We start from the raw sequence: 22,950 nt of genomic DNA on the forward strand, positions 1-22,950 counted from the left end.
GCCCTGGCCGGCGATCCGGGGGCGCGGACGCGAAGGCGCCAGCGAGGAAAAAGCGCATGAGTACGAACGAGCCTGCCCGTCCGGCCGCGGCCGATTACGAAAAGGCGCTCGTGCGCAGCGACCAGCGCGTCGCCGAATTCGAGGAGGACGCCCCGACGCCGCTGATGCGTCTCCAACGCATGCTGCACAGCCAGCCTACGCTGATCCCCGGCATCGTGCTGCTGCTCGGTGTGCTGATGTTCAGCGTGATCGTGGGCGAGCGCTTCCTGGATCCATTCAACCTGTCGCTGATTGTCCAGCAGGTCACGATCATCGGCATCCTGGGCGTCGCCCAGACGATCGTGGTGCTCACCGCCGGCATCGACCTGTCGGTCGGCGCCATCATGGTGCTGACCAGCGTGGTGATGGGCAAGCTCGCGGTGGGCGGGGGCGTGCCGGCTCCGCTCGCCGTGTCAGCCGGGCTGATCGTCGGCATGGTGTGCGGCTGGATCAACGGTGTGCTGGTCACCTATGTGCGGCTGCCGCCCTTTATCGTCACGCTCGGCACCTGGAGCGTCTTCTTCGCACTGAACCTCTGGTATTCCGAAAGCGAGACCATCCGGGCGCAGGACATCGAGACCGAGGCGCCTCTCCTTCAGTTCTTCGGCACCGCGGTGGACCTCGGCCAGGCCCGGCTCACCTTCGGCTCTATTTTCATGCTGCTGCTGTGCCTCCTGTTCGGCTACATGCTGAACCGCACGGCCTGGGGCCGACACGTCTTCGCGGTGGGCGACGACCCCGACTCCGCCCGCCTCGCCGGCATCCGCACCGAGCGCACGCTGCTGTCCGTCTACAGCCTCGCCGGCCTCGTCTGCGGGCTGGCCGGCTGGGCGCTGATCGGCCGCATCGGATCGGTCAGCCCGCAGGCCGGGCAGACCGGCAACCTCGACAGCATCACGGCCGTGGTGATCGGCGGCACCAGCCTGTTCGGCGGGCGCGGCGCCATCCTGGGCACGCTGATCGGCGCGTTGATCGTGGGCGTGTTCCGCAACGGCCTCGCGCTGTCGGGCGTCAACGTGCTCTGGCAGGAATTCACCGTCGGCATACTCATCATCGTCGCGGTGGCGATCGACCAATGGCTCAGGAAGGCGACGTCATGAGCGTGGTTCCGGTTCTTCAGGCGCGCGGGCTGGTGAAGCGCTGGGGTCGCGTCACCGCCATGGACCACGCTGATTTCGACTTGATGCCGGGCGAGATCCTGGCCGTGATCGGCGACAACGGCGCCGGCAAGTCGACGCTGATCAAGGCGCTTACCGGCGCGGTGCTGCCCGACCACGGCGAGATCCGCCTCGACGGCAAGGTCGTGAACTTCGCCTCGCCGCAGGAGGCGCGCGCCGCCGGCATCGAAACCGTGTACCAGAACCTCGCGCTGTCGCCGGCGCTCTCCATCGCGGACAACATGTTCCTGGGCCGCGAGATCCGCCGCAAGGGGCCGCTCGGCGACTGGCTGCGCATGCTCGACAAGGCCGAGATGCAGCGCATCGCCCGGCAGAAGCTGTCGGAGCTCGGGCTGATGACCATCCAGAACATCGGCCAGCTGGTCGAGACGCTGTCGGGCGGCCAGCGCCAGGGCGTCGCGATCGCGCGCGCCGCGGCCTTCGGCAGCCGCGTGATCATCATGGACGAGCCCACCGCCGCGCTGGGCGTCAAGGAATCGCGCCGCGTGCTGGACCTCATCAACGACGTACGCCGCAAGGGGCTGCCAATCGTGCTGATCAGCCACAACATGCCGCACGTGTTCGAGGTGGCGGACCGCATCCACATCCATCGCCTCGGCCGGCGCCATTGCGTCGTGGACCCGAAAGCGATCAGCATGTCGGACGCCGTCGCGATCATGACCGGCGCGGCGGAGCCGCCGGCCGCCGCCGCGGCCTAGAGGGAGCCGCCACCCGATGACAGCCGCCACGCTCGACGCCGTTCTGAACTGCATCGCCGATCAGGCGACGTGCGGCCGCGTCATCGTGGCGCTTGCGGGCGCGCCCGGATCGGGCAAGTCCACGCTGGCCGAGCAGATCGCCGAGCGGCTCAACGCCAGCAAGCCGGGCTTTGCGGCCGTTTTGCCGATGGACGGCTTCCACTTTGACGACAGCGTGCTGGACGCCGCCGGTTTGCGGCCCCGCAAGGGCGCGCCCGACACTTTCGACGTCGGCGGCCTCCGGCACACGCTGCAGCGCCTGCGCGCCCGGGACGAGGACGTCGTCGCCGTGCCGGTGTTCGACCGCGACATCGAGATCGCCCGCGCGGGCGCCAGGCTCATCCCGTGCTCCGTCGCGGTGGTGGTCGCGGAGGGAAACTACCTGCTGCTCGACCGCCCGCCCTGGGCGGCGCTACGGCCGCTGTTCGACGTCGCCATCCTGCTGGACGTGCCCGAGCCCGTGCTGCGCATGCGCCTGGAGGAACGCTGGCGCGGCTATGGCCTGGATGACGACGCCGTGAGGCGCAAGATCGATGGCAACGACCTCCCCAACGCCCGCGCTGTGATGCGCGAGAGCTGCGATCCGGACATCCGGCTGGCCTGATCAGTTTCGCATGTCAAGTTAGGACCCTGGCCAACAAGGCGATCAGAGTTGCCTCATCGACTGGCTTGGGCAGCATGGCAACGCCATCAAACGCAGGGTCGCGCATGAACGATCGGCTGTAGCCGGTGGCGACGATGAACGGGATGCTCTGTTCCCGGAGTACGCGCGCCACCGGCTCGCTCGTTTCTTCGCCGAGATTCAGGTCAAGCAGAACCGCATCCGGTCGCGTCCTCGCAAGGATGTCCAGCGCCCGCCGGCAGGACGCAACCGGGCCAACGACGGCGCAACCGGCCTTTGAAAGCATCGCCTCGACGTCCAGCGCGAGCAGAAATTCGTCTTCAACCACCATGATGGTGCGCCCGGCCAGCGGGCTTTCCTTGTCGTCACGCGGCATCGGCTTGGCTCGTCATCTTGAACGCGAGTTTACTGACAAGGCCCCGCCGGTCGAAGCTCAGCTTCGTCTCGCCCCTCGGCTGGCATGCGGTGGCGTGCTCGAGCCGAACCCGTTCCCATTGGGGTGCTGAACAGGCAGCCCGTCGCTTGGGGACCGCCAGTCGAAGCGCGCCGTTTCGTTGGAGGCGAGCGCCGTTCAGCGTATCCGCCATCGAGTTTCAATCATTACCGTAGATTTCGGCATCCCCGGGCATGCGACTGATCGGGGTTGCCGTAAATCGGGCTCGCATGTGCCATGACGCACATCGCCCTGCCTGTAACAGGCGGATACCGGGACATCAGCTTTCGAGGAGAAATCGACGATGTCCCCCAATCCATTTCCTGCCGATGGCAAGGTGATGTTCCGTATCCGGAACGCAGCTACCCGCATTTCTAAGCGTATCATCTCGCGTCGCACACGTATCGCGCTAGCCGCACTGGACGATCGTCTGCTCAAGGATGTCGGCCTGAGCCGCGGCGATCTGGTGGGAATGTAGAAGCAAAGAGATGACGCAGCATAAAGCCTGCTGTTGTCGTGATGCGCTTCACAGCCGCGGCCCAAGATCTCGGCTAACCCTTGATCATCCACGCTGGCCGGCAGCGCTTCCGTGAACGCCGCCAGACCGCGCCCAACTCTGCAAAGGAGCCTGCGATGCGCCGTAAACCCACAGACCCATCTTCGTCCTCCACTGGCTTCGACAAACCCATCGCGGCGGACGGCGCGGCCCTCATCGGGCAGGCGCCTGAGGTCCCTGGCCACTGGCCGTCGCCGCTCACGGGCCGGGACGTTGTGGTCGCCCTGACGGCCTCGGCCATATGGGCGGCTGTTTTCGCCGTCACGTCGCTCACCGCCTCCCACGACGGTGCGGCGACGCCGGCTGCCATGACGACTTCGGCTCTCGCGATGCCAACCACCCCGAGAGAAGACCGCTCCAGCTTCGAGCGCGCCTACTCGGCCGGCGCCACATACCAGTACTGGCCTTGCGGCGATCCGGCCTGCGACCAGTAGGTCGCGGAGCCGCGACAGTTCAAAGGCCGTCTGCAGCAAAGGCTTTCTTCCTGCCGCAAGCACGCTAAGCTTTCGGTTCGCCACAGCGGCCACAAGCAGCGCGCGGGCGTTGGGAGGATAAACAATGAATCGACTGGCTTTGTTGGCCGGCCTCAGCCTGGCCGCCCTGACGGCGGGATCCGCCTGGGCGGCGCCGTTCATGATCGTCGGCAATGACGAGAAGCTGATCTGGGATGATGAAGGCAAGCCCGTTCTGGCCGCGCCCGGCAAGGACAACGTCCTGATCGTCGACCTCGCCAATCCCGAAGAGCCGAAGATTGTCGCCAATTTGCCGCTCAAGAACTCGGTCGTCGGGCCGCCCGTCAACGTCGCCATCGACCCGACAGGCTCCATCGCCTTGGTGGCCGACTCGGTGGACGTCATCAAGGACGGCGAGGCCCTGAAGCAGGTCCCGGACAACAAGATCCACGTCATCGACCTGAAGGCGAACCCGCCGAAGCTCGTCGAGACCATTCAGGTCGGCAAGATGCCGTCCGGCCTCGACATCAGCCCCAAGGGCGACATGGCGCTGGTGGCGCATCGCGGCGACAATTCCGTCGGTGTGCTCTCCATCAAGGGTACGAGCGTGAAGCTCGTCGACACGGTGCCGATGGGCGACATCGTCGCGCATGTCGCGTTTTCGCCGGATGGGACCAAGGCGCTGGCCGTCAAATTCCCGGGCCACAAGGTTTCGGTGCTCGACATCGCGGCCGACGGCAAGGTCACGTATGGCAAGGTCGACCTGCCGACCGGCCAGTGGCCCTACAACGTCGCGATCAGCCCGGATGGCAAGTTCGCGCTGACCTCCGACAACGGCAACTCCGGCGCGTCGGACGGCAGCGTCGACACTGTGAGCGTGATCGATATGACGGCCACGCCGGCCCGTATCGTCGATCGCGTCGTTGTGGGGGATGGCCCCGAAGGACTTGCGATCAGCCCCAAGGGCGATGTCGCCGTGGCGGTGATCCTGCGCGGCTCCAACGCTAGCAAGAAGGCCTATTTCTACAAGAAGAACGGCGCCATCGACGTCCTCAAGATCGACGGCGGCAAGGTCACGAAGATCAAGGAGATCGAGGTCGGCGGCCTGCCGGAGGCGGCCGTGTTCACGCCGGACGGAAAATACCTGCTGGTCGGCAACTATCTCGACCAGGACTTCTCGATCCTCAAGGTGAACGGCTCGGAGGTCACTGACACCGGCAAGCGGTTCAAGGTGCCGGGGCACCCCGCCTCCGCCCGCATGGGGCCGGGCTGACGTCGCAAGGCAGGGCAGGGCGGCGGCCATCACGGCCGCCGTTTCGCCTCAGCGCTTGCGGACCGCCCGGTCCAGCCCGCGCACGAGCGGGGCCACGACGTCCATCACCGGGGTCGCGATCCCATGCTCCACGCCAAACGCGGCTGGCTGCTCCAGAAGGGCGGCCACCTCGGTGGGCCGACCCGCCAGGATGTCCTGCAGCATCGAGGGGCGGCCGCCGCCGAGCGTGCCCTTGGGCCGCACGATGCCTTCCACGTCCACGTCGTCGCCGAGATCCCAGCCGGTCGCCTTCGCGACCGCCAGCACCTCGCGCACGAGCGCCTTGCCGACCTCGAACAGGCCCTCGTCCGCGCCCCGTTCGCCCGCGGTCAGGCGGGTCAGCGCCGAGAGCGGATTGCCGGGCGCGTTCAGGAGCAGTTTGAGCCAGACGTCGCGCCGGATGTCTGCGCTTCGCTTGGCCGTGAGGCCGGCCTGTTCGAACACACGCAGCGCGCTCGCCAGCGCGGGGCTGTCGCCATTGTCCGGCGCGCCAAGCACAAAGTGGCTGCGCGTGCTGTTGGACACGACGCCAGGCTCGGTGATCTCGTTGGGCGAATAAATGACGCCGCCGAGCGCTCGCTCGGGCCGCACGTCCGACCAGAGCCGGCCTTCGGGGTCCAGCAAGGGCAGCGTCGCCGGCTTGGCGTCGAGGCCGTAACGCCACCACCACGGGATCCCGTTCAACAGGAACACGGCCGCGCCCCCCGGCGCGATGAGCCGGCCGATCGCGTCGGCAGATTGGGGCAGGGACACGGCCTTCAGCGTCACCAGGACGAGGTCCTGCTGCGGCAGCGTCCCGGGATCGTTGGTGCACTGCGGGACCGGGACGGTGAAGCGCTCGGTTTCGCCGACATAGGTCAGCCCGTTGCGCCGCATCGCATCCAGGTGCGCGCCGCGCGCCACAAGCGAGGTTTCGGCCGCGCCGGCCCGCAGCAGCTTCGCGGCAATGTGGCTGCCGACCGCGCCGGCTCCGAACACGCAAACCTTCATCGAGCGCCGCCTCCTGATTGGGCTGGGCAGAGCGCGCCGACCCATGGCGGCGCACCGTGCGTGACGCCGCGATGATTAGCGCGGCCGTCGCTCACTGTCGCCAGCGCGGCGCGCATGGCTCCCGGGCTCACGCGTGCGCGTCGGAGCCCTTCGCGGCGGCCGGGCCGGGCTCCACCAGCACGTTCCCGTCGGGCTTGTTTTTCGTATCGCCGATCAGCGTCTGCAACTCGCCGGCCCCGACCGCCTTCGCGGTGGCTCCCGGGGTGGGCCGCGTCAGCACATCGACGGGCGCGCGGCGCTTGCCGCCGCCGCTTTCCGCTTCGTCGCGCACGGCGCGGACGGCGTCGTCCGACAAACATCCGAGCTTGCGCGCGTGCTCGGCGATTGCGGCGCTGTCGGCCGCGAGCAGCAGCGCACTGCCGGCTTTCGCCACCGCGGCCGCCAGCGTCTCGATCTCGGCGAGGCGCTCCCTGGAGCGCGTGACGTCGCGGATGTACACGGCCAACACCCGCCCGGGGTGCTCCTGAACGATGCCGCCGTAGATCTCCGGGTCATGCTGGCCGCTGTCGCCGATCAGCACAAAGGGAAGGTCGGAATAAAGCGCCAGCATGTTGGTGATCAGGAGCTTCTTGTGGTCCTTGGCTGCGCGCGGCCAGGGCCGTCGCCAGGAAAGCCCCCACTCGCGCAAAAACAGGATGGGGCCGACCGGGATGCCGTGTCGCTGGAAGATCTCCGCCAGCACTTCGTAGGTTCCCCACGGCGCGCGCGAGACGTAGAGCATCGGGTTGCGCTCACGCCCGGACGCGCCGTGGTGCAGCCCGCGATACAGCGCCGCCACCCCCGGAAAGGCGACGCGGCTTTCGGCGTCCGCCACGAAGAGGCGCCACAGCATTTTGAACACGTTGGCGACGCCGGTCTTCACCACCGTGTCGTCAATGTCGCTGATCACCACCAGCCGGCTGTCGGCAGGCGGAATGAACACCTCGCCCTTGGCGCGCACCGGCTGGTCGCCTTCCAGATCCAGCGCCACCTCATGCCAGCACGCGTCGGAGGGCGGCGGCTGTGGCAGGGTGAGGTGAAATCGGAAATAGCCGTCCGGGTCGGTCTCCACCGTCTGCTCGGCCCCGTAGAAGCGGGCGCGCACCCGCGCACCGCGCAAAGCCTTCCGGGCAATCCGTCGCGAGATGTTGCGCAGGTCGTCCGCGACTCCGCCGCCGCCCTCGCCGGGGTGCTTCTGCAGGAATACGCGGCCGATCAGAAAGATTTCGCTGGCCGAGCCATAGCCGCGGTAGGGCTGCAGCACGACGCCGCCTTTCCACCGCGCCACGCGCACCGGACGGGCCGCGAGGGACAAAAGGCGCAGGAGCCCGCGTCGCCATCCGGCGGTCTCCGTTTTCGCCATGAGCGCTTCCCCGGTCCGATCCCTCGTCGGGAGGTCAACCGCCCGGCCGCGACGCGGGTTCCAGCGCCGGCGGCGGACCAGGATTGCGCAAGACATCAAGGGAGGTGAACAGAAGTCGTCATTCGGCGTTGGGCTGCATCTCTCATTGGAGTTCCAGCAATGCGCGCCTTGATCATCATCTCCGCCGCGGCCCTCAGCCTCACGGCCTGCGCCACACGACAGCAAGCTACCGGCACGGCGGTCGGCGCGGTCGGCGGCGCCGTGGTGGGCGGACCGGTCGGCGCCGTTGTGGGCGCCGGCGCCGGCGCGGTGGTGGCGGCTCCGGGCGGCGTGATCGACCAGACCAAGCCGCGCCCGCGCAAGAAGTATCGCCGGGTTCGCTCGTCGTCCTGACGCGCAGATCTCCCGAGCCGGCGACCCCTAGCGGGGACGCGCCGGTTCGGATTTCGGCAGGAACCACGCCAGCAGGCCGAAGGCCGGCAGGAACGAGCAGAGCCGGTACACCGTGTCGATGCCGACATGGTCGGCCGCTTCGCCCAGCAACGCGGCCGCGATGCCGCCCATGCCGAAGCTGAGTCCGTAAAACAGCCCGCCGATGAGCCCGATGCGCCCCGGCACGAGGTCCATGGCGTAGATCATGATGCTCGCGAAGGCGCTCGACATGATCAGGTTAATGACCACCGTGAGCACGCCGGTCCAGAAAAGGTTCACGTAGGGCAGGGCGAGCGCAAAGGGCAGCGCCCCCAGGATTGAGAACCAGATCACCCGATGCCGGCCGATCCGGTCGCCGATGATGCCGCCCGCCAAGGCGCCCACGGCCGCAGAGGCGAGAAACACGAACAGCATCAGCTGCGAGGCCTGCACGGACACGCCGAAGCGCTCGATCAGGTAGAACGTGTAGAACGACGCGAAGCTCGACGTGTAGGCGTTCTTGGAAAACAGCAGGACCACCAGGATCGCCATCGCGCCGATGATCCGAGCCCGGGTGTGGCGCGGCTTGTCCACCGCCATGCGCGCCTTGCCGCCGGCCGGGGCGGCCGCGAGATCGCGCGCCTGCCGCTGCACGATCCAGACCATCATCATGATGGCGAGCAACGCCAGCACCGAGAACCAGGCGAGGCTGGTCTGGCCCTTGGGCACGATGATGTAGGCCGCGAGCAGCGGCCCGATCGCGCTGCCGGTCTGCCCGCCCACCTGGAAGATGCCCTGCGCAAGTCCCTGCTGCCCGCCCGAAGCGTTGCGCGCCATCCGGGTCGCCTCGGGGTGAAAAATCGACGACCCGATGCCGACGCAGCCTGCCGCGACCAGCAGGTGGCCGAAGCTCGACGCATAGGCGAGGCCCAGGAGCCCGACCAGCGAGAACGTCATGCCGACCACCATCGAGTACGGCATCGATCGGCGGTCGGTGTAGTAGCCGACCAGCGGCTGAAACAGCGACGCCGCGACCTGGAAGGTCAGCGTGATCAGGCCAATCTGGCCGAAATCGAGGTTGTAGGCGTTCTTGATCACCGGGTACACGGCCGGGATCAGCGACTGGATCGTGTCGTTCAGCAGATGCGTCACGCTGAGCGCCACGAGAACCGGCATCACGGCGCGGTGGGACAGGGTCGGGCTGGCGATGGTCACGGCGTCGACTCGCTTGCGCCCACATCCGCGGGCCGGGGGGCGTTACTGTTAGGGCGCCCTGTCACAATGCGAAAGCCGTCGCCCAGCAGGGGACGCTTGCGTTGTTGCTTTGGCGCGCAGTCCGCGCGGGGCCGGCCAAGCAGCGATGATGGAAGAACTCAGCGCGCCGCCGGGTCCGGGGTCTTGGAACGGCCCATGCGGTTCAGCACTTCGCGAGGGATGCCGTAGGCCTTCACCACCGCTTCCCAGTGCCGCAATCCGCAAAGTTCCCGCTGGATCATCAGCGACCAGACCCGGTCTGCGGCCTCGTCGAGCAACGCCGAGCGTCGAACCGGTTCAGGAGTCCCGGTCGCATCCAGAGCCTTGAGCCGCGCGAGCGCGGCCTCGACCTGCCCGCCGAGCGCACCCAGCGTCTCGGCCTTTTGCTGGGCGATCTCAAAGTGGAGCACATCAACGCCGGTTTCGGCGCGATGGCCGGCGGAAAGGCTCTGGGGCGGGCGGAACGTCATGGAGGCTCAGTGGGAAACGTGATGCGATCCCGCCCATATGGGCCATCGCTCGGCGTTCGCCACCCCGCCGTGCGGAAAGCGTCAGATCCACCGCATGTGGAAGCGCGCCCGCGCCACAGCGGCGCCGAGATACCCCGCGTCGTCGCGCACCAGCCGGAATCCGAGATTGGCCGGCGGCACGCCCACCGCGCAGCCGCCCGCACGGGCGTCGCGCACGAAGTCGGTCACGTAGCTACGGTGCTCGCCTTCCACGACCCGCACGCCGCAATTGACCGTGCGCTCGCCGGTCGGCTCGCCGGAAGCGTCCAGCGCCTGGCGCAGGAAGCAGGTGTCGGTCCACTCCCACACGTTGCCGGCAATGTCCGCGACCCCATGCTCGTTGAAACCGAACGCGCCGGCCGGACGGGGCGCCTTGTCGGCCGGGGCTTGGCGGCTGGATTCCTGCTCGTACTTGGCGAGCCAGCGCTTGGAGAAGGAGTCCGAGCCATCGTCCGCCAGTACGGCGTCGTCATTGAAGCGGGCGCCGGCCGCGAAGGCCCACTCGGCGTCGGTCGGCAGCCGCCAGCGCGCGCCGGTGCGGGACGAGAACCACGTCGCATATGCGGTAGCGTCGTGCCAGTTCACCCCCACGGCGGGAGCCTCCGCCGAAGCCGCCGCGCGAAACAGCCGCCGCTCGCAGGCTCCGGCCGCCACGCAGGCGTCATAGGCGGCGGCGCTCACCTGGTAGGTCATGATCGTGAGCGGACGCGTGAAGCGAAACGCGCGGCGGGGCGCGTTCACCGGGCGGCCGTTCAGCGCGAAGTCGCCCGCCAAGCGGTGCAGGAACGCGCCGGGCGCAATCGTCGTCACCGCCACCTGGTCGGCCGGAATGGCGGGAAGACCGTAGCCGGCAGCCGCAACCGCGAGCGGAGCGACGACCAGCGCCGCCTTGGCGGCCAGCTTGGCTTTGAGGATGAGCAGCATGGCGACGGCCTCCCGTGCGCCGGCTCGTCGCTTGGACGAGCCGGCGGCTCGCGATCAGTGCTTGTGGGCCGGGGCGTCCAGCGCGCCCGTCTTGGCGCCGCTCAGGATCGGGCTCGGAGGGCTGACCTGCTTCATCAGGTCGTCGTTCCAGGTCCCCTCGACCTTGAAATGCGCGGTGGCGCCGAGCTCCACGGCCTCGATGAGGTTGTGGTTCACATAGGCGTAGATGCCCGGCTGCTTGAAGGTATAGAGCGCGGCGCCGGCAGATCCGCCGCGGATGAACCAGGTTTCCAGGTCCTTCTCGGGCCGGTTGGCGAACTTGCCCGTCTCCCACACAAAGTCGCCATGGCCGCCGATCAGGTGCGGGCGCGTGTCGCGGTTGGCCTGGCTGTGCACCAGCAGCACCTGTTCGCCAACCTTGGCCGTCAGGGCGTTCTTGCCGGTCAGCGAGCCGACCTTGCCGTTGAACACCTCGTGGCTCGGGATGAGCTTGCGCATGACCTCGGCCTGGTCCGGATAGGCGTCGCCGGCGCTTTCGTAGGACTTGAACTTGCCGTTCTCGTCACGCGGGACGTAGAAATCCTGCTCGCCAATGTAGAAGGCCTTGTCGTAATGCAGGGGCTTGCCCGTGTCGTCCTTCAGGCCCTCGCGCGGCAGCACCATCACGGCGCCGTTCATGCCCGAGGTGACGTGCCAGGGGATCATCGAGCCGCCTGGCGCGCAGTGATACACGAACACGCCGGCGCGGTCGGCCTTCCAGCGCAGCACCACCTGCTCGCCGGGGTTCACCATGGTGAGCTCGCCACCGCCCAGCCCGCCCGTGGCGGAGTGGAAGTCGATGTTGTGGGCCATCATGTTGGTGTCGGGGTTGATCAGCGTCAGCTCCACGTAGTCGCCCTGGTGCGCGACCATCAGCGGGCCCGGAACCGAGCCGTTGAACGTCATGGCGTGGATCTTCGTGCCCTCGTTGTCGATGACCAGTTCCTTCTCCTGAATGGTCATCTTGAACTGCAGCACCTTGGGGCCGGCCTTGGTCGCCTGCTCATGGGCGTGGATGAAGGGCGGGGCCACCAGCTCGACCTGCTCCCGCGGAAGCTTGGCGAGGTCGTCGGCGAGCGCCGGAACGGCGGCGACGAGAGTGGCGAGGGCGGCGGCTGCCATCATGGTGCGGCGGGTGAACATGGCGTTCTCCATCAGGATCTCTTGATCACGAGATGGAGAATGCTCCCCCGGCCGCATGTCTTCTTTGCTGAGCCGCAAACACTTCGACGGTTGCGCCGGAAAGTACAAGACGCGCGCCTTCAGCGCGTCGCCTGCCTGTAGAGGCCCGGCAAGGCGGCCGGCAGGCGCGCGATGTCGCCCACGATCGCGTAGCCGCCCTGCCCGAACAGGGTGGGGAAGTAAGATTGCGCATTGGCGTCGATCGTCACCCCGAACACGCCCAGCCCCATGCGCCGCGCCTCGCCGACGGCCTTGCGCGTGTCCTCGATCCCGAAGCGCCCCTCATAGTGGTCGACGTCGTTGGGCTTGCCGTCCGTCAGCACGAGCAGGAGCTTGCGCAGGTTGGGGCGCCCGGCGAGCTGCGCCGCGGCATGCCGCACGGCGGCGCCGATGCGCGTGTAGTAGCCCGGCCGCAGCGCCCCGATCCGCCGTTCCACCGCCTGCGAGAGCGGCTCGTCGAAGCCTTTCACGGTCTCGACCCTCACCCATGAACGCCGGCGCGACGTGAAGCTCAGGATGGAATGGCTGTCTCCGCACGCCGCGAGCCCGTGCGCAAGCACCAGCGCGGCCTGCTTTTCCACGTCCAGTACGCGGCGCTCGTTCACCCAGGCGTCCGTGGAGAGCGACACGTCCACCAGCAGCGTCACCGCGATGTCGTGCGCCTGCGCGCGGCTCTGCAGGTGGACGCGGTCATTGCCCGCATTCCCGGCCGCAATGTCGCAGCGGGCCCGCACCAGGGCGTCAAGGTCGAGCTCCGCCCCGTCCTGCTGACCGCGCAGGATCTCGCGCCGCGGCCGCAGCGCCTCGAACTGGCGCCGCACGCGCCGGATCAGCCGCAGCCCGTCTTGGTCCGGCTCCCAGGTCTCGCCCTCCTCGGAGGCCGGCGCCGCGAGCACGCGGCAATGGCTGGGCAGATAGGCGCGTTTGCGCCAGTCCCACTCCGGATAGGTCAGCTCGGCCGTCAGCGGCGTGGCGTCAACGGCCTCGGGCGGCAGGTCGAGGTCGAATTTGAGTTTGCTGGCCGGCTTGCCGGTGCGTTGCCCCACGGTGAGTTCCTCGAGGTCGTCGGCCGCCTTGTCGGCGTCCTCGTCCTCGTCGTCGTCCGACGGGCGGTCGACGTTGATCATTTCCGCCATGGCGAGGATCTTTTCGAACCTGTTCAGGATCAGCGGGTCGCGCTCGCCGCGCTCCTGCGCCGAGCCTTCGCGCACGGCGAAGCGCTTGCGCGTATCCTGCGGGACGGAGGAGGGCAGGGCCGCAACCTCCTCGGCCTCCCCGCGGGAGGCGGCCTCGGTTCGCAGCCAGGCGTCGCCCCAGAGAGGGCACGGCAAGAAAGGCTGGTAGCCCGCAGGCGCGGCGGCAGGCAGGGGTGCGTCATGCACGACGGTGTCCCACAGCGCTCCGGGCGGCGGTTCCCTCGCGCCCAGCGCGGCGAGGATGATGCCCTCCACCTCGCGCTCCAGCGGCGGCATGGGCCGCACCGGCCGGGCGGCCGCGACGGCCTGGCAAAGCTGCGCATGGTCGCGAACGAGGCCCGGAAACGCCGACAGTGTCGCGAGCGTGGTTCGCCGCGCACGGCGCAGGATGGCGAGGTCCCGCCGCAACGGATCGACGTCGGCGATAGTCTCCACCGGAACGATCGAGAACCAGGCCGCGAGCCAAAGATACAACGCCCGGTTCAGCGTCGCGTCGGGAAACAGCGCGATCCGCTCGGGCAGAAACAGCGTCGCGGGGTCGCGCCCGGGTTGTTCGAGCCGCTCCTCGCCAACCCCGATGCGCTGGCGCCATCCAAGCCGATGGGGCGACTTTCGCGCCGCCGTGCCGGCGAGCTGCACGCCGGGCTCGCCGCCCAGGCCGCGGAACATCACGGCGAGCGGTCCGCTCAGATCCGCCAGCGCGACCGCGTGAGCGGGATGGCGCGGATAGGTGGCGGCCCCTCCGACCAGGCGATGCCACGCCTTGCCGACGGTTTCTTCCAGTTCCAGGAACTCGAACATCGGGGGATCTCCGTTCAGCCCGCGACGGCGCGCGCAACCTCGACGAGGGCCGCCTTGACGTCCGGCTCGTCCGTGAGGGGCTCGATCATGGTGGCCAGGATGGCCTCGCGCGCTTCCATGCCGGCCGCGATCAGGGTGGCGCAGTACACGACGAGGCGCGTCGACACGCCCTCTTCGAGATCGTGTCCCTTCAGCGCCCGAAGCCGCGTCGCGAGCTGGATCAGGGGCCGCACCGCGCCTTCCGGAAGGCCGCTTTCGGCCGCCACCACGGCCAGCTCCTGCTCGGGCGGCAGGAAGTCGAACGTGATTGCGACGAAGCGCTGGCGCGTCGATGGCTTCAACGCCTTGAGCAGGCTCTGGTAGCCGGGGTTGTAGGAGACCACGAGCATGAACGCGTCGGGCGCGGCCAGTTCCTCGCCGGTGCGCTCCAGCGGCAGCACGCGGCGATCGTCGGTGAGCGGATGCAGCACCACGGCCACGTCCTTGCGGGCTTCCACCACCTCGTCGAGATAGCAGATCCCACCCTCCCGCACCGCGCGGGTGAGCGGCCCGTCCGCCCAAATGGTGTCGCCGCCCTTCAGCAGGTAACGGCCGGTGAGGTCTGCGGCCGTGAGGTCGTCGTGGCACGACACGGTGTGCAGCGGCAGGCCGAGCCGCGCCGCCATGTGGGCGACGAAGCGGGTTTTGCCGCAGCCGGTGGGGCCCTTCAGCAACAGCGGCAACCGGCGCGACCAGGCGTGTTCGAACAGCGCGACCTCGTTGCGGGCCGGCGCGTAGGCGGGAATGTCGGCGAGGGGCCGGGGGAAAGCGGCGATGTTCATCGGGAACCTCGTAGGTGCGTTCAGGAAAGGGGAGCCGGCCCGGCGCGCCGGACCGGCCGGGCGCGTCATTCGGCGGGCTGGAGCGCGCTGACGGGTTCAGCGCTGCGGGTGCGGCCAGGAACCAGCACCGACCACGCGAACATCAGCGCGGCCGCCACTACGGCGACGCCGCAGCCGAGGCGGATCCAGTAGTAGACCGCGAGCCCGTCCTGGACCTCCATGTAGGTCTGGCCGAGGATGCGCTGAAGGTAGACCTGAATGAACCCGGCCGCCGTCAGGGCCAGCGTCATCACCGCCATGCCGCCGCACATCAGCCAGAAGCTTGCGACGCTGAGCCGCTGGTTGTAGACGCCGCGTCCGTTGAGCGCCGGAAACGCGTAGGCCATCATGGCGAGGTTCAGCATCACATAGGCGCCGAAGAAGGCGAGGTGCCCATGCGCGGCCGTGAGCTGCGTGCCGTGCGTGTAGTAGTTCACGGGCGCGAGGGTGTGGAGGAAGCCCCAGATGCCGGCGCCGAAGAACGCCATGACGGAGCAACCGATCGACCACAGCAGCGCCGCCCGGTTGGGATGGTGCCGGCCGGCCTTGCGGGTCATCTGCACTGTGAACAGGATCATCGTGAAGAACGGCGCGATCTCGAGCGTCGAGAACAGCGAGCCGATCCACTGCCAATAACCGGGCGCGCCGATCCAGTAGTAGTGGTGGCCGGTACCGAGAATGCCCGAGAACAGCGCCAGTCCGATGATCAGGTAGAGCCACTTTTCGACCACCTCGCGGTCGATGCCGTTGAGCTTGATCATCAAAAACGCCAGCACGGAAGCCATGATCAGCTCCCACACCCCCTCGACCCACAGATGCACGACATACCACCAGTACATCTTGTCGAGCGCCAGGTTCGGCGGGTTGTAGAACGCGAACAGAAAGAAGATCGCGACGCCCCACAGGCCGAACAGCAGGATGTTGACCACCGTGGTCTTGCGGCCCTTGAGCGCCGTCATGGTGACGTTGAACAGGAACATCAGCGCCACGACGACGATCCCGACCTTGATCGGGAAGGGCTGCTCCAGAAACTCGCGGCCTTCGTGGAAGCGGAACAGGTAGCCCACCACCGCAATGGCGGCCGCGCCCAGGAAAAGCCAGAACTGCACCTTGGCGATCCTGGTGGAGTAGAGCTCCGTCTCGGTTTCCTCAGGCAGCAGGTAGTAGGTGCAGCCCATGAAGCCCATCAACAGCCAGACGATCAGCGCGTTGGTGTGGATCATCCGGACGATGTTGAAGGGCAGCAGCACCGACAGCGTGTTCGGCAGCACGTAGATGAGGCCGGCGACGAGGCCAAACGTCACCTGCGCGACAAAGAGGCCGAGCGCGCCATAGAAGTAGAGGAGGGCGACCCTCTGGGTTTCGTATCTGGGTCCGAGCCCCCCGGGGGCGGACAGCACGGCGGATTGCGTTGGCATGGCGAAGTCTCGTCTTGGGAAAGGGCGGGGTGAGGAGCGGCGGCGCGGATCAGCCCGAGGTGTTCGGCGGCCAGTTCTGCGTGTTGATGCGGCTCGTCCACTCGAGGAAGTCGGCGAGGTCGTTCAACTCCTGATCGGTCAGGTTGAATTGCGGCATCTGCCGCCGGCCCGGCGTTCCGGATGGCTGGGACTGCATCCAGGCCTTCACCATCTCGCGGGCGCCGGCCGGGTCCTTGTCGCCGCCCCAGCGGTTCCAGACATTGCCGACCTCGGGCGCGAAGTAGGCTCCTTCGCCCAGGATGGTGTGGCAGTTGATGCAGGAGTTTTTTTCCCAGACATGCTTGCCGCGCGCGACGCCGTCCGACAGCGTCTTGGCGTCCGTGGACTGGGTGGCGATGAAGTAGTGGCTGTGGGCCGTGAGGCCGACGAAGATCGCGAAGAAGAAGGCCGAGCCGCCATAGAAGACGTTTCGAGCCGCCGAGGTGGTGAGGCGTTCAGCCATCAGGGGAGCCTTTCCGGAGGGTGGGCGCGGCCAGAGCCACGATGCGCCGCACCCTAGAGACCCGGTCAGGGGCTTCTTTGCGCCCCAACAAGCTCGCGGACGATCCTCCGGCAAGTTGTGCGGGCGCAAAGAGCGACGCCGCCCGCCAGCTCATGATGCCTGCGACCGAACCTGGAGAGGATCATGACCGACGCACAGCTGGGCCTGGCCGTGACCACGCCCATCATCATCGTTTTCGCGATCGCGCTCAGGCGCATGGGGGTGTTGCGGACAACCGGCGCGGCCACGGCGGTGCTCGCCTCAGTGGCGATCGCGGCGGCGCTTTACCTGACGCAGTGAGCGGTCCGCGCCGGACCCGTCCGGGCCCGCGGCCCGACAACCCGAGGAGTCACTCCATGCCGACGATCACACGCGACCTGCTGGTCGACGACGTCATGCGTCGCTGGCCGGCCGCCATCCGGGTCTTCCTGGACTTCGGCTTCCTGTGTGTGGGCTGCCCGATCGGCTGCTTTCACACGATCGACGACGCCTGCCGCGAACACCACAGCGACCCGGAGGCCTTCATGGCCGCTTTGCTGAAAACGGCTCCGCAGGCGGCGGCCGAGGCCAATCCGGCGTAACCTCGCACGCGCGTCCCCGGCCTCACACCACCCCGCCGGGCTTCGCCCGTCGACCCTCTCCGTCGAGGGGAGGGTTGCGCTGTGCGGTTGCGGCCGCGACCCTGCCTTCAGCGAGGCCGAAGAGGCGGTGCGGATCGCGGACGACGATCCGCTGGCGGCCACCCTCGACGAGACCCTGCGCCTCCCAGGCGCTCAGGATGCGGCTAACCGAATGCAGAGTCGTGCCGGTCATCTGGGCGACGTCCTCGCGGGTGATCGGGAAGCTGATCTGGATGCCTTCCTCAACCTTGCGGCCGGACTGCTTCACCAGCCGCAGAAGCGTATGCGCGACTCGGCGCTCGACCTCCTCGGTGGACATCTCGACCACCCGCACATGCGCGTCGTCCAGCCGCGAGCCGACCGTCTGCAAGGCGCCGGCGGCGAGCGCCGGGCAGCGCGCCAGCAGCGGCGCCCAGCTTGCAGCCGGCCAGACCAGCGCGACGCTGTCCACCACCGCCGTCGCGGTCGCGGGGTAGTGCGGGCGGCCCATCTGCACCGCGATGCCGAACAGGTCGCCCGGAACCACATAGCGGATCACGACCTGCTGGCCGGCCGGCGTCAGCTTGGCCACCTGAAGGTTGCCGTGCAGGAGCACAAAGAAGTTTTCCGCCCCTGCGCCCTGCTCGAACACCACCGCTCCCTTTGGATAACGGACCGACTTGGCGTGCGAGAGCACGAAATCGATTTCGTCGGGGCCCAGCGCGGCGAAATTCGGCATGTCGGCGATCAGCGAACGGTCGAGGGCGCCCATCGGCAAAGTCCTTCCAACGGAGGGCGTGGTCGGCGCCTCGATCTGCGCAGGGCTCGACCCGGTTTTTCCAACGCGCTAAACCGCGTGCAACTCCCAGGTGCAAGGTAGTCCGCGCGTGAAGCACGGCGCTATCCGGTCGGATACGGACCGCATTCTTGTTTGCGGTTCGACAAATAGCCTGCGCCTGCGTCGTCCTATGAGGGTGTGAGCCTCTTCCGAGGCCCCCGCTCACAGGAGTTCAATCATGCGCAATGCCGTTTTGCTCGCCGCCGTTTTGCTCGGCGCATTTGGGGCAGCAGCCTCGGCCGCCGAGGTGGAAGTCAAGATGCTGAACAAGGGCGCGGCCGGCGTCATGGTCTTTGAACCCGCCATCGTGCAGATCCAGCCCGGCGACACCGTGAAGTTCGTCGCGACCGACAAGGGCCATAACGCCGAGACAATCGACGGCATGCTGCCCGAAGGCGCAGCCGGCATCGCGGGCAAGATGGGCGAGGACGCGGTCGCGACCTTCGACAAGCCTGGCGTCTACGGCCTGCGCTGCAAGCCGCATTACGGGATGGGCATGGTCGCGATGGTGGTGGTCGGTCAGCCAACCAACCTCGACCAGGCCAAGGCCGTGAGCCATCCCGGCAAGGCCAAGACCACCTTCGCGGCCCTGTTCGACAAGCTCGCCACAAGCAAGACGGCCGGCAACTGAGGCCCGCCGCGGGAGCCGGAACGGGTCCGGCTCCCCTCCCGAGGATCGCGCCATGTCCCCCATCCCCCGCCTGCGGCCCCATGTCGGGCCGGACCTGCTGTCCTACGGCTTCCGGCCGTTCTTTCTGTTCGGCTCGCTCTTTGCGGCCGCCGCCATCCTGGCCTGGCTGCCCGCTTATTTCGGCGAGATCACGATCCCGACCGCCTTCGCGCCGCGCGACTGGCACGCGCACGAGATGATTTACGGCTTCCTGCCGGCGGTGATCACCGGATTTCTCCTCACCGCCATCCCCAACTGGACCGGCCGCCTGCCGCTGCAGGGCCGCGCGCTGGCGATGCTCGTGCTGGTCTGGGCCGCCGGCCGCGTCGCAGTTTCGACCTCGGCCTGGACTTCGCCGGTGTTCGCGGCCGTGGTGGACCTGTTGTTTCTCGCGCTCGTCGCCGCCGCCGCGACCCGCGAGGTGGCGGCGGGCAGGAACTGGCGAAATCTGCGCGTCATCGTGATCGTCGCGCTGCTGTTCGCCGGCAATGTCGTGTTCCACGTCGAGGCGATCCGCGACGGCGCGGCCGACTACGGCCTGCGCGCCGGCCTGGCGGCCGCCATCCTGCTTATCACTCTGGTGGGTGGACGCGTCGTGCCGAGCTTCACCCGCAACTGGCTGGCGCGGCTTAATCCCGGCCGCCTGCCCGCGCCCTTCGGCCGCTTCGACGCCGCCGCGATCGCGGCCTCTGCGGTGGCGCTCGCCGCCTGGGTCGCCGCCCCGAACGCTCATCTCACCGGCGGCGCCATGGCGATTGCGGGCGCGCTGCAGGCGGTCCGTCTCGCCCGGTGGGCCGGCGAGCGCACCTGGCGCGACCGCCTCGTGTTCGTGCTCCACGTCGCCTACGGCTTCGTGCCGCTGGGGTTCCTGCTCGCCGCGGCGGCCGCCTTCGGGCTGTTGCCCGCCTCGGCCGGGATCCACGCCTGGACGGTCGGGGCGGTCGGCCTGATGACGCTCGCGATCATGTCGCGCGCCAGCCTCGGCCACACCGGGCGCTCGCTGGTGGCGTCCCGGCCCGTGCAGGCCGTCTACGCGCTGCTGTTCACGGCCGCGCTGGGGCGCATCTGCGCGGCGACGCACCCGGCCGCCGCGATGGTCCTGCTCCACGCCGCCTGGCTGTGCTGGGTGGCGGCCTTCGGCGGCTTCGCGGTCGCGTACTGGAAGGTGTTCACAGGCCCGCGCCTGCGGGCCTGACCTTAGCGCCGCACGAGCGCGTGCGGCAGCAGGATCTCGCCCGCCGGCTCGCCCTGGCGCAGGCTGCGCAGGCACTCCACGATGCGGGGTCCGAAAGCGGGGTAGGGCACCCGCACGGAACTCAGCCACGGCGCGATCCAGGCGTTCAGCGCGTTGTCGTCGATCCCCACCGGCTCGCAATCGCCCGGCACGCGGACGCCCCGCTCCAGCGCGGCCCGGTAGAGCCCGTAGGCCATGAGGTCGCTCGGGCACAGCACGCCGTCCGGCCACTCTTCCGACGGACCCAGCGCGCCCGCGGCCGCGTAGCCTGCGTCGAGGTGGTTGGCGCCCGCGCCCGCGACGACCCGCACCCGCACGCCCGGCGCCTGCGCCTCGAAGCGCTCCACGAAGCCCTCCACCCGGTCCCGGATTGTCGAGGACAGCTCCGCCGGGTGGATCGCGGCCGGCCGCCGCACGCCGCGCGCCAGCAGGTGATCCGCCGCATCCGCCCCGGCCTTGCGGTTGTCGATGCCCACGAAGGCGAGCCCCCCATAGGGGCTGCGCCGGTTCACGAATACGATGGGGTCGCCACGCCCCACCGCCGCCTCCAGCTCCGGGCTCGCCACCGCGCTCACCACCACGAAGCCTTCCACGAAGCGCGACCGCATGGCGCGCAGGTATTCGTCCTGCAGGTCCGGACGGTCATGCGTGTCGCACAGGATCATCACCGTGCCGGCGTCGCGCAGCGCAGCCTCCGTGGAGGCCGCGATGGCCGCCATCGCGGGGTTGTCGAGGTTGGGCGCCAGCATGGCGACAAGCTGGCTCTCGCCGCCGCGCAGGCTGCGGCCCACCGGGTTGGGCCGGAAGCCGCGCTCGGCGATCAGCCGCTGCACCTTCTCGACGGTCGCCGGCGAGGCGCGGTCCAGCGCGCCGTTGGCGATCCGCGACACGGTGGACACGGAGACGCCCGCTTCGGCGGCGATGTCCGCCAGAGACGCGCGCGCTCCCAAACGTCTGTCCGGCTCGATTCTGCTCACGCCCAAGCCCTACCATCGCGGATCGAGAAGGCCCATTGACAGTTTAGGCAAACGTTTGCCAAACTCAACATTAAAGCCGGGATCCCACGCCAGAAAGCGCGATCCCGCGCGGATGATCCGCAACCGGCGCGCCAAGCCCGGACGGTTCCAGGGAGGAGAACGCCATGACGAAAACAATGTGGGCGCTCGGCTGCGCCCTGGCGCTGTCGCTGCTCGGCTCCACGGTCGCGCAGGCCCAGACCACGCTGCGCATGATGTGGTACTCGGACGGCAATGAGGGCGAGGTCATGGCCGACCTGCTCAAGCGCTTCGAGGACAAGAACAAGGACATCAAGGTCGTTCTCGACAACGCGCCCTTCAAGGCGATCACCGAGACGCTTCCGGTGCAGCTTGCCTCCGGGCAGGGCCCCGACATCGCCCGCATCACCGACATGGGCGGCCTGGCGCCTTTCCTGCTCGACCTGCGCCCGCACCTTAAGGACGCCGCGACCTTCGAGAAGAACTACGGCCCCTTCCTGGAGTGGATGCGCGTCCCCGGTAACACCACCGCGATCCCGGGCTACATGACGCAGCTCACCGTCACGGGCCCCTTCGTGAACAAGACCCTGTTCGAGCAGGCCGGCGTCCCAATGCCCGGCCCCAAGGCGACTTGGGAGGAGTGGGCCAAGGCCCTCAAGACCGTGGCCGACAAGGTGAAGGCGCCGTTCCCGCTGGCGCTGGACCGCTCCGGCCACCGCTTCTTCGGCCTCGCGGTGTCGCAGGGCGCCAAGGTGGTGGACGCCAAGGGCGAACCCGCCGTGGTGGACGAGGGATTCAAGCGCGCCGCGCAGCTCATCGTCGACTGGCACAAGTCGGGCGTCATGTCGAAGGAGCTCTGGGGCTCCGTCTCGGGCGCGGCTTATCGCGGCGCGAACGAGGAGTTCAAGAACGCCCAGGTCGTCATGTACGTGTCGGGCTCCTGGCAGATCGCCCAGTTCGACAAGACGGTCGGCGACGCTTTCGACTGGGTCGCGGTCCCGACCCCCTGCGGCCCGGCCAACTGCTCCGGCATGCCGGGCGGCGCAGGCCTCGTCGGCATCAAGGCCACCAAGAACCCGGCCGAGGTCGCGCGCCTTCTGGAATGGCTCGCCAGCGACGAGGTGGTGAGCGAGTTCTACTCGCGCACGCTGTTCGTCCCCGGCAACCTCTCGGTCGCCAAGAAGGGTGTCGCCTATCCGAGCGCCAAGCCGCAGGCCGCCGCCGCCCTCAAGGTCTTCGGCGAGGCCGTCGCGGCCATCGATCCGGCCGCCTACAAGATCCAGGGCTGGACCAACAGCCGCATCGTCTTCAACGCCGCCATCAGCCGCATCGGCCAGGCGGTCTCAGGCGAGACGACGCTGGACGAAGCCTACAAGCGCATCGAAAGCGACGTCGCCCAGCAGATCGCCGAGCGCGCCAAGAAGCAGTGACTCTGCGCTGAAACGCCGGGCCCACCCTCCCGTCATTGCGAGCGCAGCGAAGCAATCCAGCCCTGAAAGCCGGGCATAGAGACTGGATTGCTTCGCCTCCGGCTCGCAATGACGACGAGGAAAACAGCAACGCCGGGCCCACCCTCCGTCATCGCCGGCGGCGCGAAGCGCCGGGAAGGGGATCCAGACGTCGAGACGAGCCGCAGGCCGCCTGGATCCCCTTCCCGACCTGCTTCGCAGGTCGCCGGGGATGACGGCGAACCACCGCAACGCAGGGACCACCCGCCCGGCCGCGCACCGCAATCGGCAACATCGAAGCCCTGAACCG

Annotated in this window: 25 protein-coding genes; 12 read left to right on the top strand and 13 right to left on the bottom strand. The window is 68.5% G+C overall.

Features of this window, described 5'->3' with window-relative positions:
* Nucleotides 1-56 precede the first annotated feature (56 nt).
* From IEV99_RS05435 to IEV99_RS05445, 3 genes are read left to right on the top strand one after another with little or no spacing between them, the layout of a single operon-like run.
* Nucleotides 57-1,139, top strand: coding sequence for an ABC transporter permease (locus tag IEV99_RS05435; protein ID WP_188516672.1), 1,083 nt, complete (start codon nt 57-59; stop codon nt 1,137-1,139).
* Nucleotides 1,136-1,915 carry an ATP-binding cassette domain-containing protein gene (locus IEV99_RS05440; protein WP_188516673.1) on the top strand — a complete coding sequence of 260 codons (780 nt, stop codon included), beginning with the start codon at nt 1,136-1,138 and terminating at the stop codon, nt 1,913-1,915. Before IEV99_RS05435 ends, IEV99_RS05440 begins: the two co-directional genes overlap by 4 nt.
* Before the next feature lie 16 nt (nt 1,916-1,931).
* Nucleotides 1,932-2,558, top strand: a complete 627-nt coding sequence (locus IEV99_RS05445; protein WP_188516674.1) for a nucleoside/nucleotide kinase family protein — start codon at nt 1,932-1,934, stop codon at nt 2,556-2,558.
* Nucleotides 2,559-2,571: 13 nt separating this feature from the next.
* Here the strand turns inward: IEV99_RS05445 and IEV99_RS05450 are convergent, their stop codons facing one another.
* The gene (locus IEV99_RS05450) at nt 2,572-2,952 is read right to left on the bottom strand and encodes a response regulator (RefSeq protein ID WP_188516675.1); all 381 of its coding nucleotides are present in this window, start codon (nt 2,950-2,952) and stop codon (nt 2,572-2,574) included.
* Nucleotides 2,953-3,313: 361 nt separating this feature from the next.
* Between IEV99_RS05450 and IEV99_RS05455 the strand changes: the two genes are divergently transcribed.
* The 3 genes from IEV99_RS05455 (at nt 3,314) to IEV99_RS05465 (ending at nt 5,290) form a co-directional block, all read left to right on the top strand.
* Nucleotides 3,314-3,487 (top strand): DUF1127 domain-containing protein, encoded by a 174-nt coding sequence (locus tag IEV99_RS05455; protein ID WP_188516676.1) that lies wholly within the window; start codon nt 3,314-3,316, stop codon nt 3,485-3,487.
* Between the two features lie 155 nt (nt 3,488-3,642).
* A complete protein-coding gene (locus tag IEV99_RS05460; RefSeq protein WP_188516677.1) occupies nt 3,643-3,999 on the top strand; it encodes a hypothetical protein in 357 nt (118 codons plus the stop codon).
* A gap of 124 nt (nt 4,000-4,123) precedes the next feature.
* Nucleotides 4,124-5,290, top strand: coding sequence for a YncE family protein (locus IEV99_RS05465; RefSeq protein WP_244643574.1), 1,167 nt, complete (start codon nt 4,124-4,126; stop codon nt 5,288-5,290).
* Nucleotides 5,291-5,338: 48 nt separating this feature from the next.
* Here IEV99_RS05465 and IEV99_RS05470 read toward each other — a convergent pair whose 3' ends face one another.
* Entirely contained in the window at nt 5,339-6,319 is a 981-nt protein-coding gene (locus tag IEV99_RS05470; protein ID WP_188516678.1) for a ketopantoate reductase family protein, read from the bottom strand.
* A 127-nt stretch (nt 6,320-6,446) separates the two neighbouring features.
* A complete protein-coding gene (locus IEV99_RS05475; protein WP_188516679.1) occupies nt 6,447-7,721 on the bottom strand; it encodes an App1 family protein phosphatidate phosphatase in 1,275 nt (424 codons plus the stop codon).
* 159 nt (nt 7,722-7,880) lie between these two features.
* Here IEV99_RS05475 and IEV99_RS05480 point away from each other — a divergent pair, with 159 nt between their 5' ends.
* On the top strand, nt 7,881-8,114 hold the full coding sequence (locus IEV99_RS05480; RefSeq protein WP_188516680.1) for a hypothetical protein: 234 nt from the start codon (nt 7,881-7,883) through the stop codon (nt 8,112-8,114).
* Nucleotides 8,115-8,141: 27 nt separating this feature from the next.
* Here the strand turns inward: IEV99_RS05480 and IEV99_RS05485 are convergent, their stop codons facing one another.
* The 8 genes from IEV99_RS05485 to IEV99_RS05520 all read right to left on the bottom strand — a co-directional run bounded on the left by IEV99_RS05485 (nt 8,142) and on the right by IEV99_RS05520 (nt 16,817).
* On the bottom strand, nt 8,142-9,308 hold the full coding sequence (locus IEV99_RS05485; protein WP_188517664.1) for an MFS transporter: 1,167 nt from the start codon (nt 9,306-9,308) through the stop codon (nt 8,142-8,144).
* Between the two features lie 197 nt (nt 9,309-9,505).
* Nucleotides 9,506-9,856 carry a DUF6665 family protein gene (locus IEV99_RS05490; protein WP_188516681.1) on the bottom strand — a complete coding sequence of 117 codons (351 nt, stop codon included), beginning with the start codon at nt 9,854-9,856 and terminating at the stop codon, nt 9,506-9,508.
* A gap of 81 nt (nt 9,857-9,937) precedes the next feature.
* On the bottom strand, nt 9,938-10,819 hold the full coding sequence (locus IEV99_RS05495; RefSeq protein ID WP_188516682.1) for a formylglycine-generating enzyme family protein: 882 nt from the start codon (nt 10,817-10,819) through the stop codon (nt 9,938-9,940).
* Nucleotides 10,820-10,873: 54 nt separating this feature from the next.
* Entirely contained in the window at nt 10,874-12,001 is a 1,128-nt protein-coding gene (gene nirK, locus IEV99_RS05500; protein ID WP_188517665.1) for a copper-containing nitrite reductase, read from the bottom strand.
* 119 nt (nt 12,002-12,120) lie between these two features.
* Nucleotides 12,121-14,037 (bottom strand): nitric oxide reductase activation protein NorD, encoded by a 1,917-nt coding sequence (locus IEV99_RS05505; protein WP_188516683.1) that lies wholly within the window; start codon nt 14,035-14,037, stop codon nt 12,121-12,123.
* A gap of 14 nt (nt 14,038-14,051) precedes the next feature.
* Nucleotides 14,052-14,858 (bottom strand): CbbQ/NirQ/NorQ/GpvN family protein, encoded by an 807-nt coding sequence (locus IEV99_RS05510; protein WP_188516684.1) that lies wholly within the window; start codon nt 14,856-14,858, stop codon nt 14,052-14,054.
* Between the two features lie 65 nt (nt 14,859-14,923).
* A complete protein-coding gene (locus IEV99_RS05515; protein ID WP_188516685.1) occupies nt 14,924-16,315 on the bottom strand; it encodes a cbb3-type cytochrome c oxidase subunit I in 1,392 nt (463 codons plus the stop codon).
* Between the two features lie 49 nt (nt 16,316-16,364).
* Nucleotides 16,365-16,817, bottom strand: coding sequence for a c-type cytochrome (locus tag IEV99_RS05520; protein ID WP_188516686.1), 453 nt, complete (start codon nt 16,815-16,817; stop codon nt 16,365-16,367).
* Nucleotides 16,818-17,000: 183 nt separating this feature from the next.
* On the opposite strand from IEV99_RS05520, the gene IEV99_RS05525 reads away from it, so the two are divergent.
* Nucleotides 17,001-17,156, top strand: a complete 156-nt coding sequence (locus IEV99_RS05525) for a hypothetical protein (RefSeq protein ID WP_188516687.1) — start codon at nt 17,001-17,003, stop codon at nt 17,154-17,156.
* Nucleotides 17,157-17,212: 56 nt separating this feature from the next.
* On the top strand, nt 17,213-17,437 hold the full coding sequence (locus tag IEV99_RS05530; RefSeq protein ID WP_188516688.1) for a DUF1858 domain-containing protein: 225 nt from the start codon (nt 17,213-17,215) through the stop codon (nt 17,435-17,437).
* 22 nt (nt 17,438-17,459) lie between these two features.
* On the opposite strand, the gene IEV99_RS05535 is transcribed toward IEV99_RS05530, so the two are convergent.
* Nucleotides 17,460-18,227: a Crp/Fnr family transcriptional regulator gene (locus IEV99_RS05535; protein ID WP_188516689.1), complete on the bottom strand. Its 768-nt coding sequence runs from the start codon at nt 18,225-18,227 to the stop codon at nt 17,460-17,462.
* Nucleotides 18,228-18,471: 244 nt separating this feature from the next.
* Between IEV99_RS05535 and IEV99_RS05540 the strand changes: the two genes are divergently transcribed.
* Together IEV99_RS05540 and IEV99_RS05545 are read left to right on the top strand one after the other, a co-directional pair.
* The gene (locus IEV99_RS05540) at nt 18,472-18,924 is read left to right on the top strand and encodes a pseudoazurin (RefSeq protein ID WP_188516690.1); all 453 of its coding nucleotides are present in this window, start codon (nt 18,472-18,474) and stop codon (nt 18,922-18,924) included.
* A gap of 52 nt (nt 18,925-18,976) precedes the next feature.
* A complete protein-coding gene (locus tag IEV99_RS05545) occupies nt 18,977-20,158 on the top strand; it encodes an NnrS family protein (protein WP_188516691.1) in 1,182 nt (393 codons plus the stop codon).
* 2 nt (nt 20,159-20,160) lie between these two features.
* Here IEV99_RS05545 and IEV99_RS05550 read toward each other — a convergent pair whose 3' ends face one another.
* A complete protein-coding gene (locus IEV99_RS05550) occupies nt 20,161-21,174 on the bottom strand; it encodes a LacI family DNA-binding transcriptional regulator (protein ID WP_244643580.1) in 1,014 nt (337 codons plus the stop codon).
* Between the two features lie 164 nt (nt 21,175-21,338).
* Here IEV99_RS05550 and IEV99_RS05555 point away from each other — a divergent pair, with 164 nt between their 5' ends.
* Nucleotides 21,339-22,622 carry an ABC transporter substrate-binding protein gene (locus IEV99_RS05555; protein ID WP_188516692.1) on the top strand — a complete coding sequence of 428 codons (1,284 nt, stop codon included), beginning with the start codon at nt 21,339-21,341 and terminating at the stop codon, nt 22,620-22,622.
* Nucleotides 22,623-22,950: the final 328 nt, after the last annotated feature.

Source organism: Alsobacter metallidurans (assembly GCF_014636935.1).
GTDB classification, from domain to species: domain Bacteria; phylum Pseudomonadota; class Alphaproteobacteria; order Rhizobiales; family Beijerinckiaceae; genus Alsobacter; species Alsobacter metallidurans.

Coding starts and splice junctions, on each gene's coding strand:
- IEV99_RS05480 (WP_188516680.1), top strand. CDS start 7,881: ATGCGCGCCTTGATCATCATCTCCGCCGCGGCCCTCAGCCTCACGGCC.
- IEV99_RS05495 (WP_188516682.1), bottom strand. CDS start 10,819: ATGCTGCTCATCCTCAAAGCCAAGCTGGCCGCCAAGGCGGCGCTGGTC.
- IEV99_RS05520 (WP_188516686.1), bottom strand. CDS start 16,817: ATGGCTGAACGCCTCACCACCTCGGCGGCTCGAAACGTCTTCTATGGC.
- IEV99_RS05535 (WP_188516689.1), bottom strand. CDS start 18,227: ATGGGCGCCCTCGACCGTTCGCTGATCGCCGACATGCCGAATTTCGCC.
- IEV99_RS05545 (WP_188516691.1), top strand. CDS start 18,977: ATGTCCCCCATCCCCCGCCTGCGGCCCCATGTCGGGCCGGACCTGCTG.
- IEV99_RS05460 (WP_188516677.1), top strand. CDS start 3,643: ATGCGCCGTAAACCCACAGACCCATCTTCGTCCTCCACTGGCTTCGAC.
- IEV99_RS05510 (WP_188516684.1), bottom strand. CDS start 14,858: ATGAACATCGCCGCTTTCCCCCGGCCCCTCGCCGACATTCCCGCCTAC.
- IEV99_RS05465 (WP_244643574.1), top strand. CDS start 4,124: ATGAATCGACTGGCTTTGTTGGCCGGCCTCAGCCTGGCCGCCCTGACG.
- IEV99_RS05450 (WP_188516675.1), bottom strand. CDS start 2,952: ATGCCGCGTGACGACAAGGAAAGCCCGCTGGCCGGGCGCACCATCATG.
- IEV99_RS05470 (WP_188516678.1), bottom strand. CDS start 6,319: ATGAAGGTTTGCGTGTTCGGAGCCGGCGCGGTCGGCAGCCACATTGCC.
- IEV99_RS05435 (WP_188516672.1), top strand. CDS start 57: ATGAGTACGAACGAGCCTGCCCGTCCGGCCGCGGCCGATTACGAAAAG.
- IEV99_RS05440 (WP_188516673.1), top strand. CDS start 1,136: ATGAGCGTGGTTCCGGTTCTTCAGGCGCGCGGGCTGGTGAAGCGCTGG.
- IEV99_RS05490 (WP_188516681.1), bottom strand. CDS start 9,856: ATGACGTTCCGCCCGCCCCAGAGCCTTTCCGCCGGCCATCGCGCCGAA.
- IEV99_RS05515 (WP_188516685.1), bottom strand. CDS start 16,315: ATGCCAACGCAATCCGCCGTGCTGTCCGCCCCCGGGGGGCTCGGACCC.
- IEV99_RS05530 (WP_188516688.1), top strand. CDS start 17,213: ATGCCGACGATCACACGCGACCTGCTGGTCGACGACGTCATGCGTCGC.
- IEV99_RS05540 (WP_188516690.1), top strand. CDS start 18,472: ATGCGCAATGCCGTTTTGCTCGCCGCCGTTTTGCTCGGCGCATTTGGG.
- IEV99_RS05505 (WP_188516683.1), bottom strand. CDS start 14,037: ATGTTCGAGTTCCTGGAACTGGAAGAAACCGTCGGCAAGGCGTGGCAT.
- IEV99_RS05485 (WP_188517664.1), bottom strand. CDS start 9,308: ATGCCGGTTCTCGTGGCGCTCAGCGTGACGCATCTGCTGAACGACACG.
- nirK (WP_188517665.1), bottom strand. CDS start 12,001: ATGTTCACCCGCCGCACCATGATGGCAGCCGCCGCCCTCGCCACTCTC.
- IEV99_RS05455 (WP_188516676.1), top strand. CDS start 3,314: ATGTCCCCCAATCCATTTCCTGCCGATGGCAAGGTGATGTTCCGTATC.
- IEV99_RS05475 (WP_188516679.1), bottom strand. CDS start 7,721: ATGGCGAAAACGGAGACCGCCGGATGGCGACGCGGGCTCCTGCGCCTT.
- IEV99_RS05555 (WP_188516692.1), top strand. CDS start 21,339: ATGACGAAAACAATGTGGGCGCTCGGCTGCGCCCTGGCGCTGTCGCTG.
- IEV99_RS05445 (WP_188516674.1), top strand. CDS start 1,932: ATGACAGCCGCCACGCTCGACGCCGTTCTGAACTGCATCGCCGATCAG.
- IEV99_RS05525 (WP_188516687.1), top strand. CDS start 17,001: ATGACCGACGCACAGCTGGGCCTGGCCGTGACCACGCCCATCATCATC.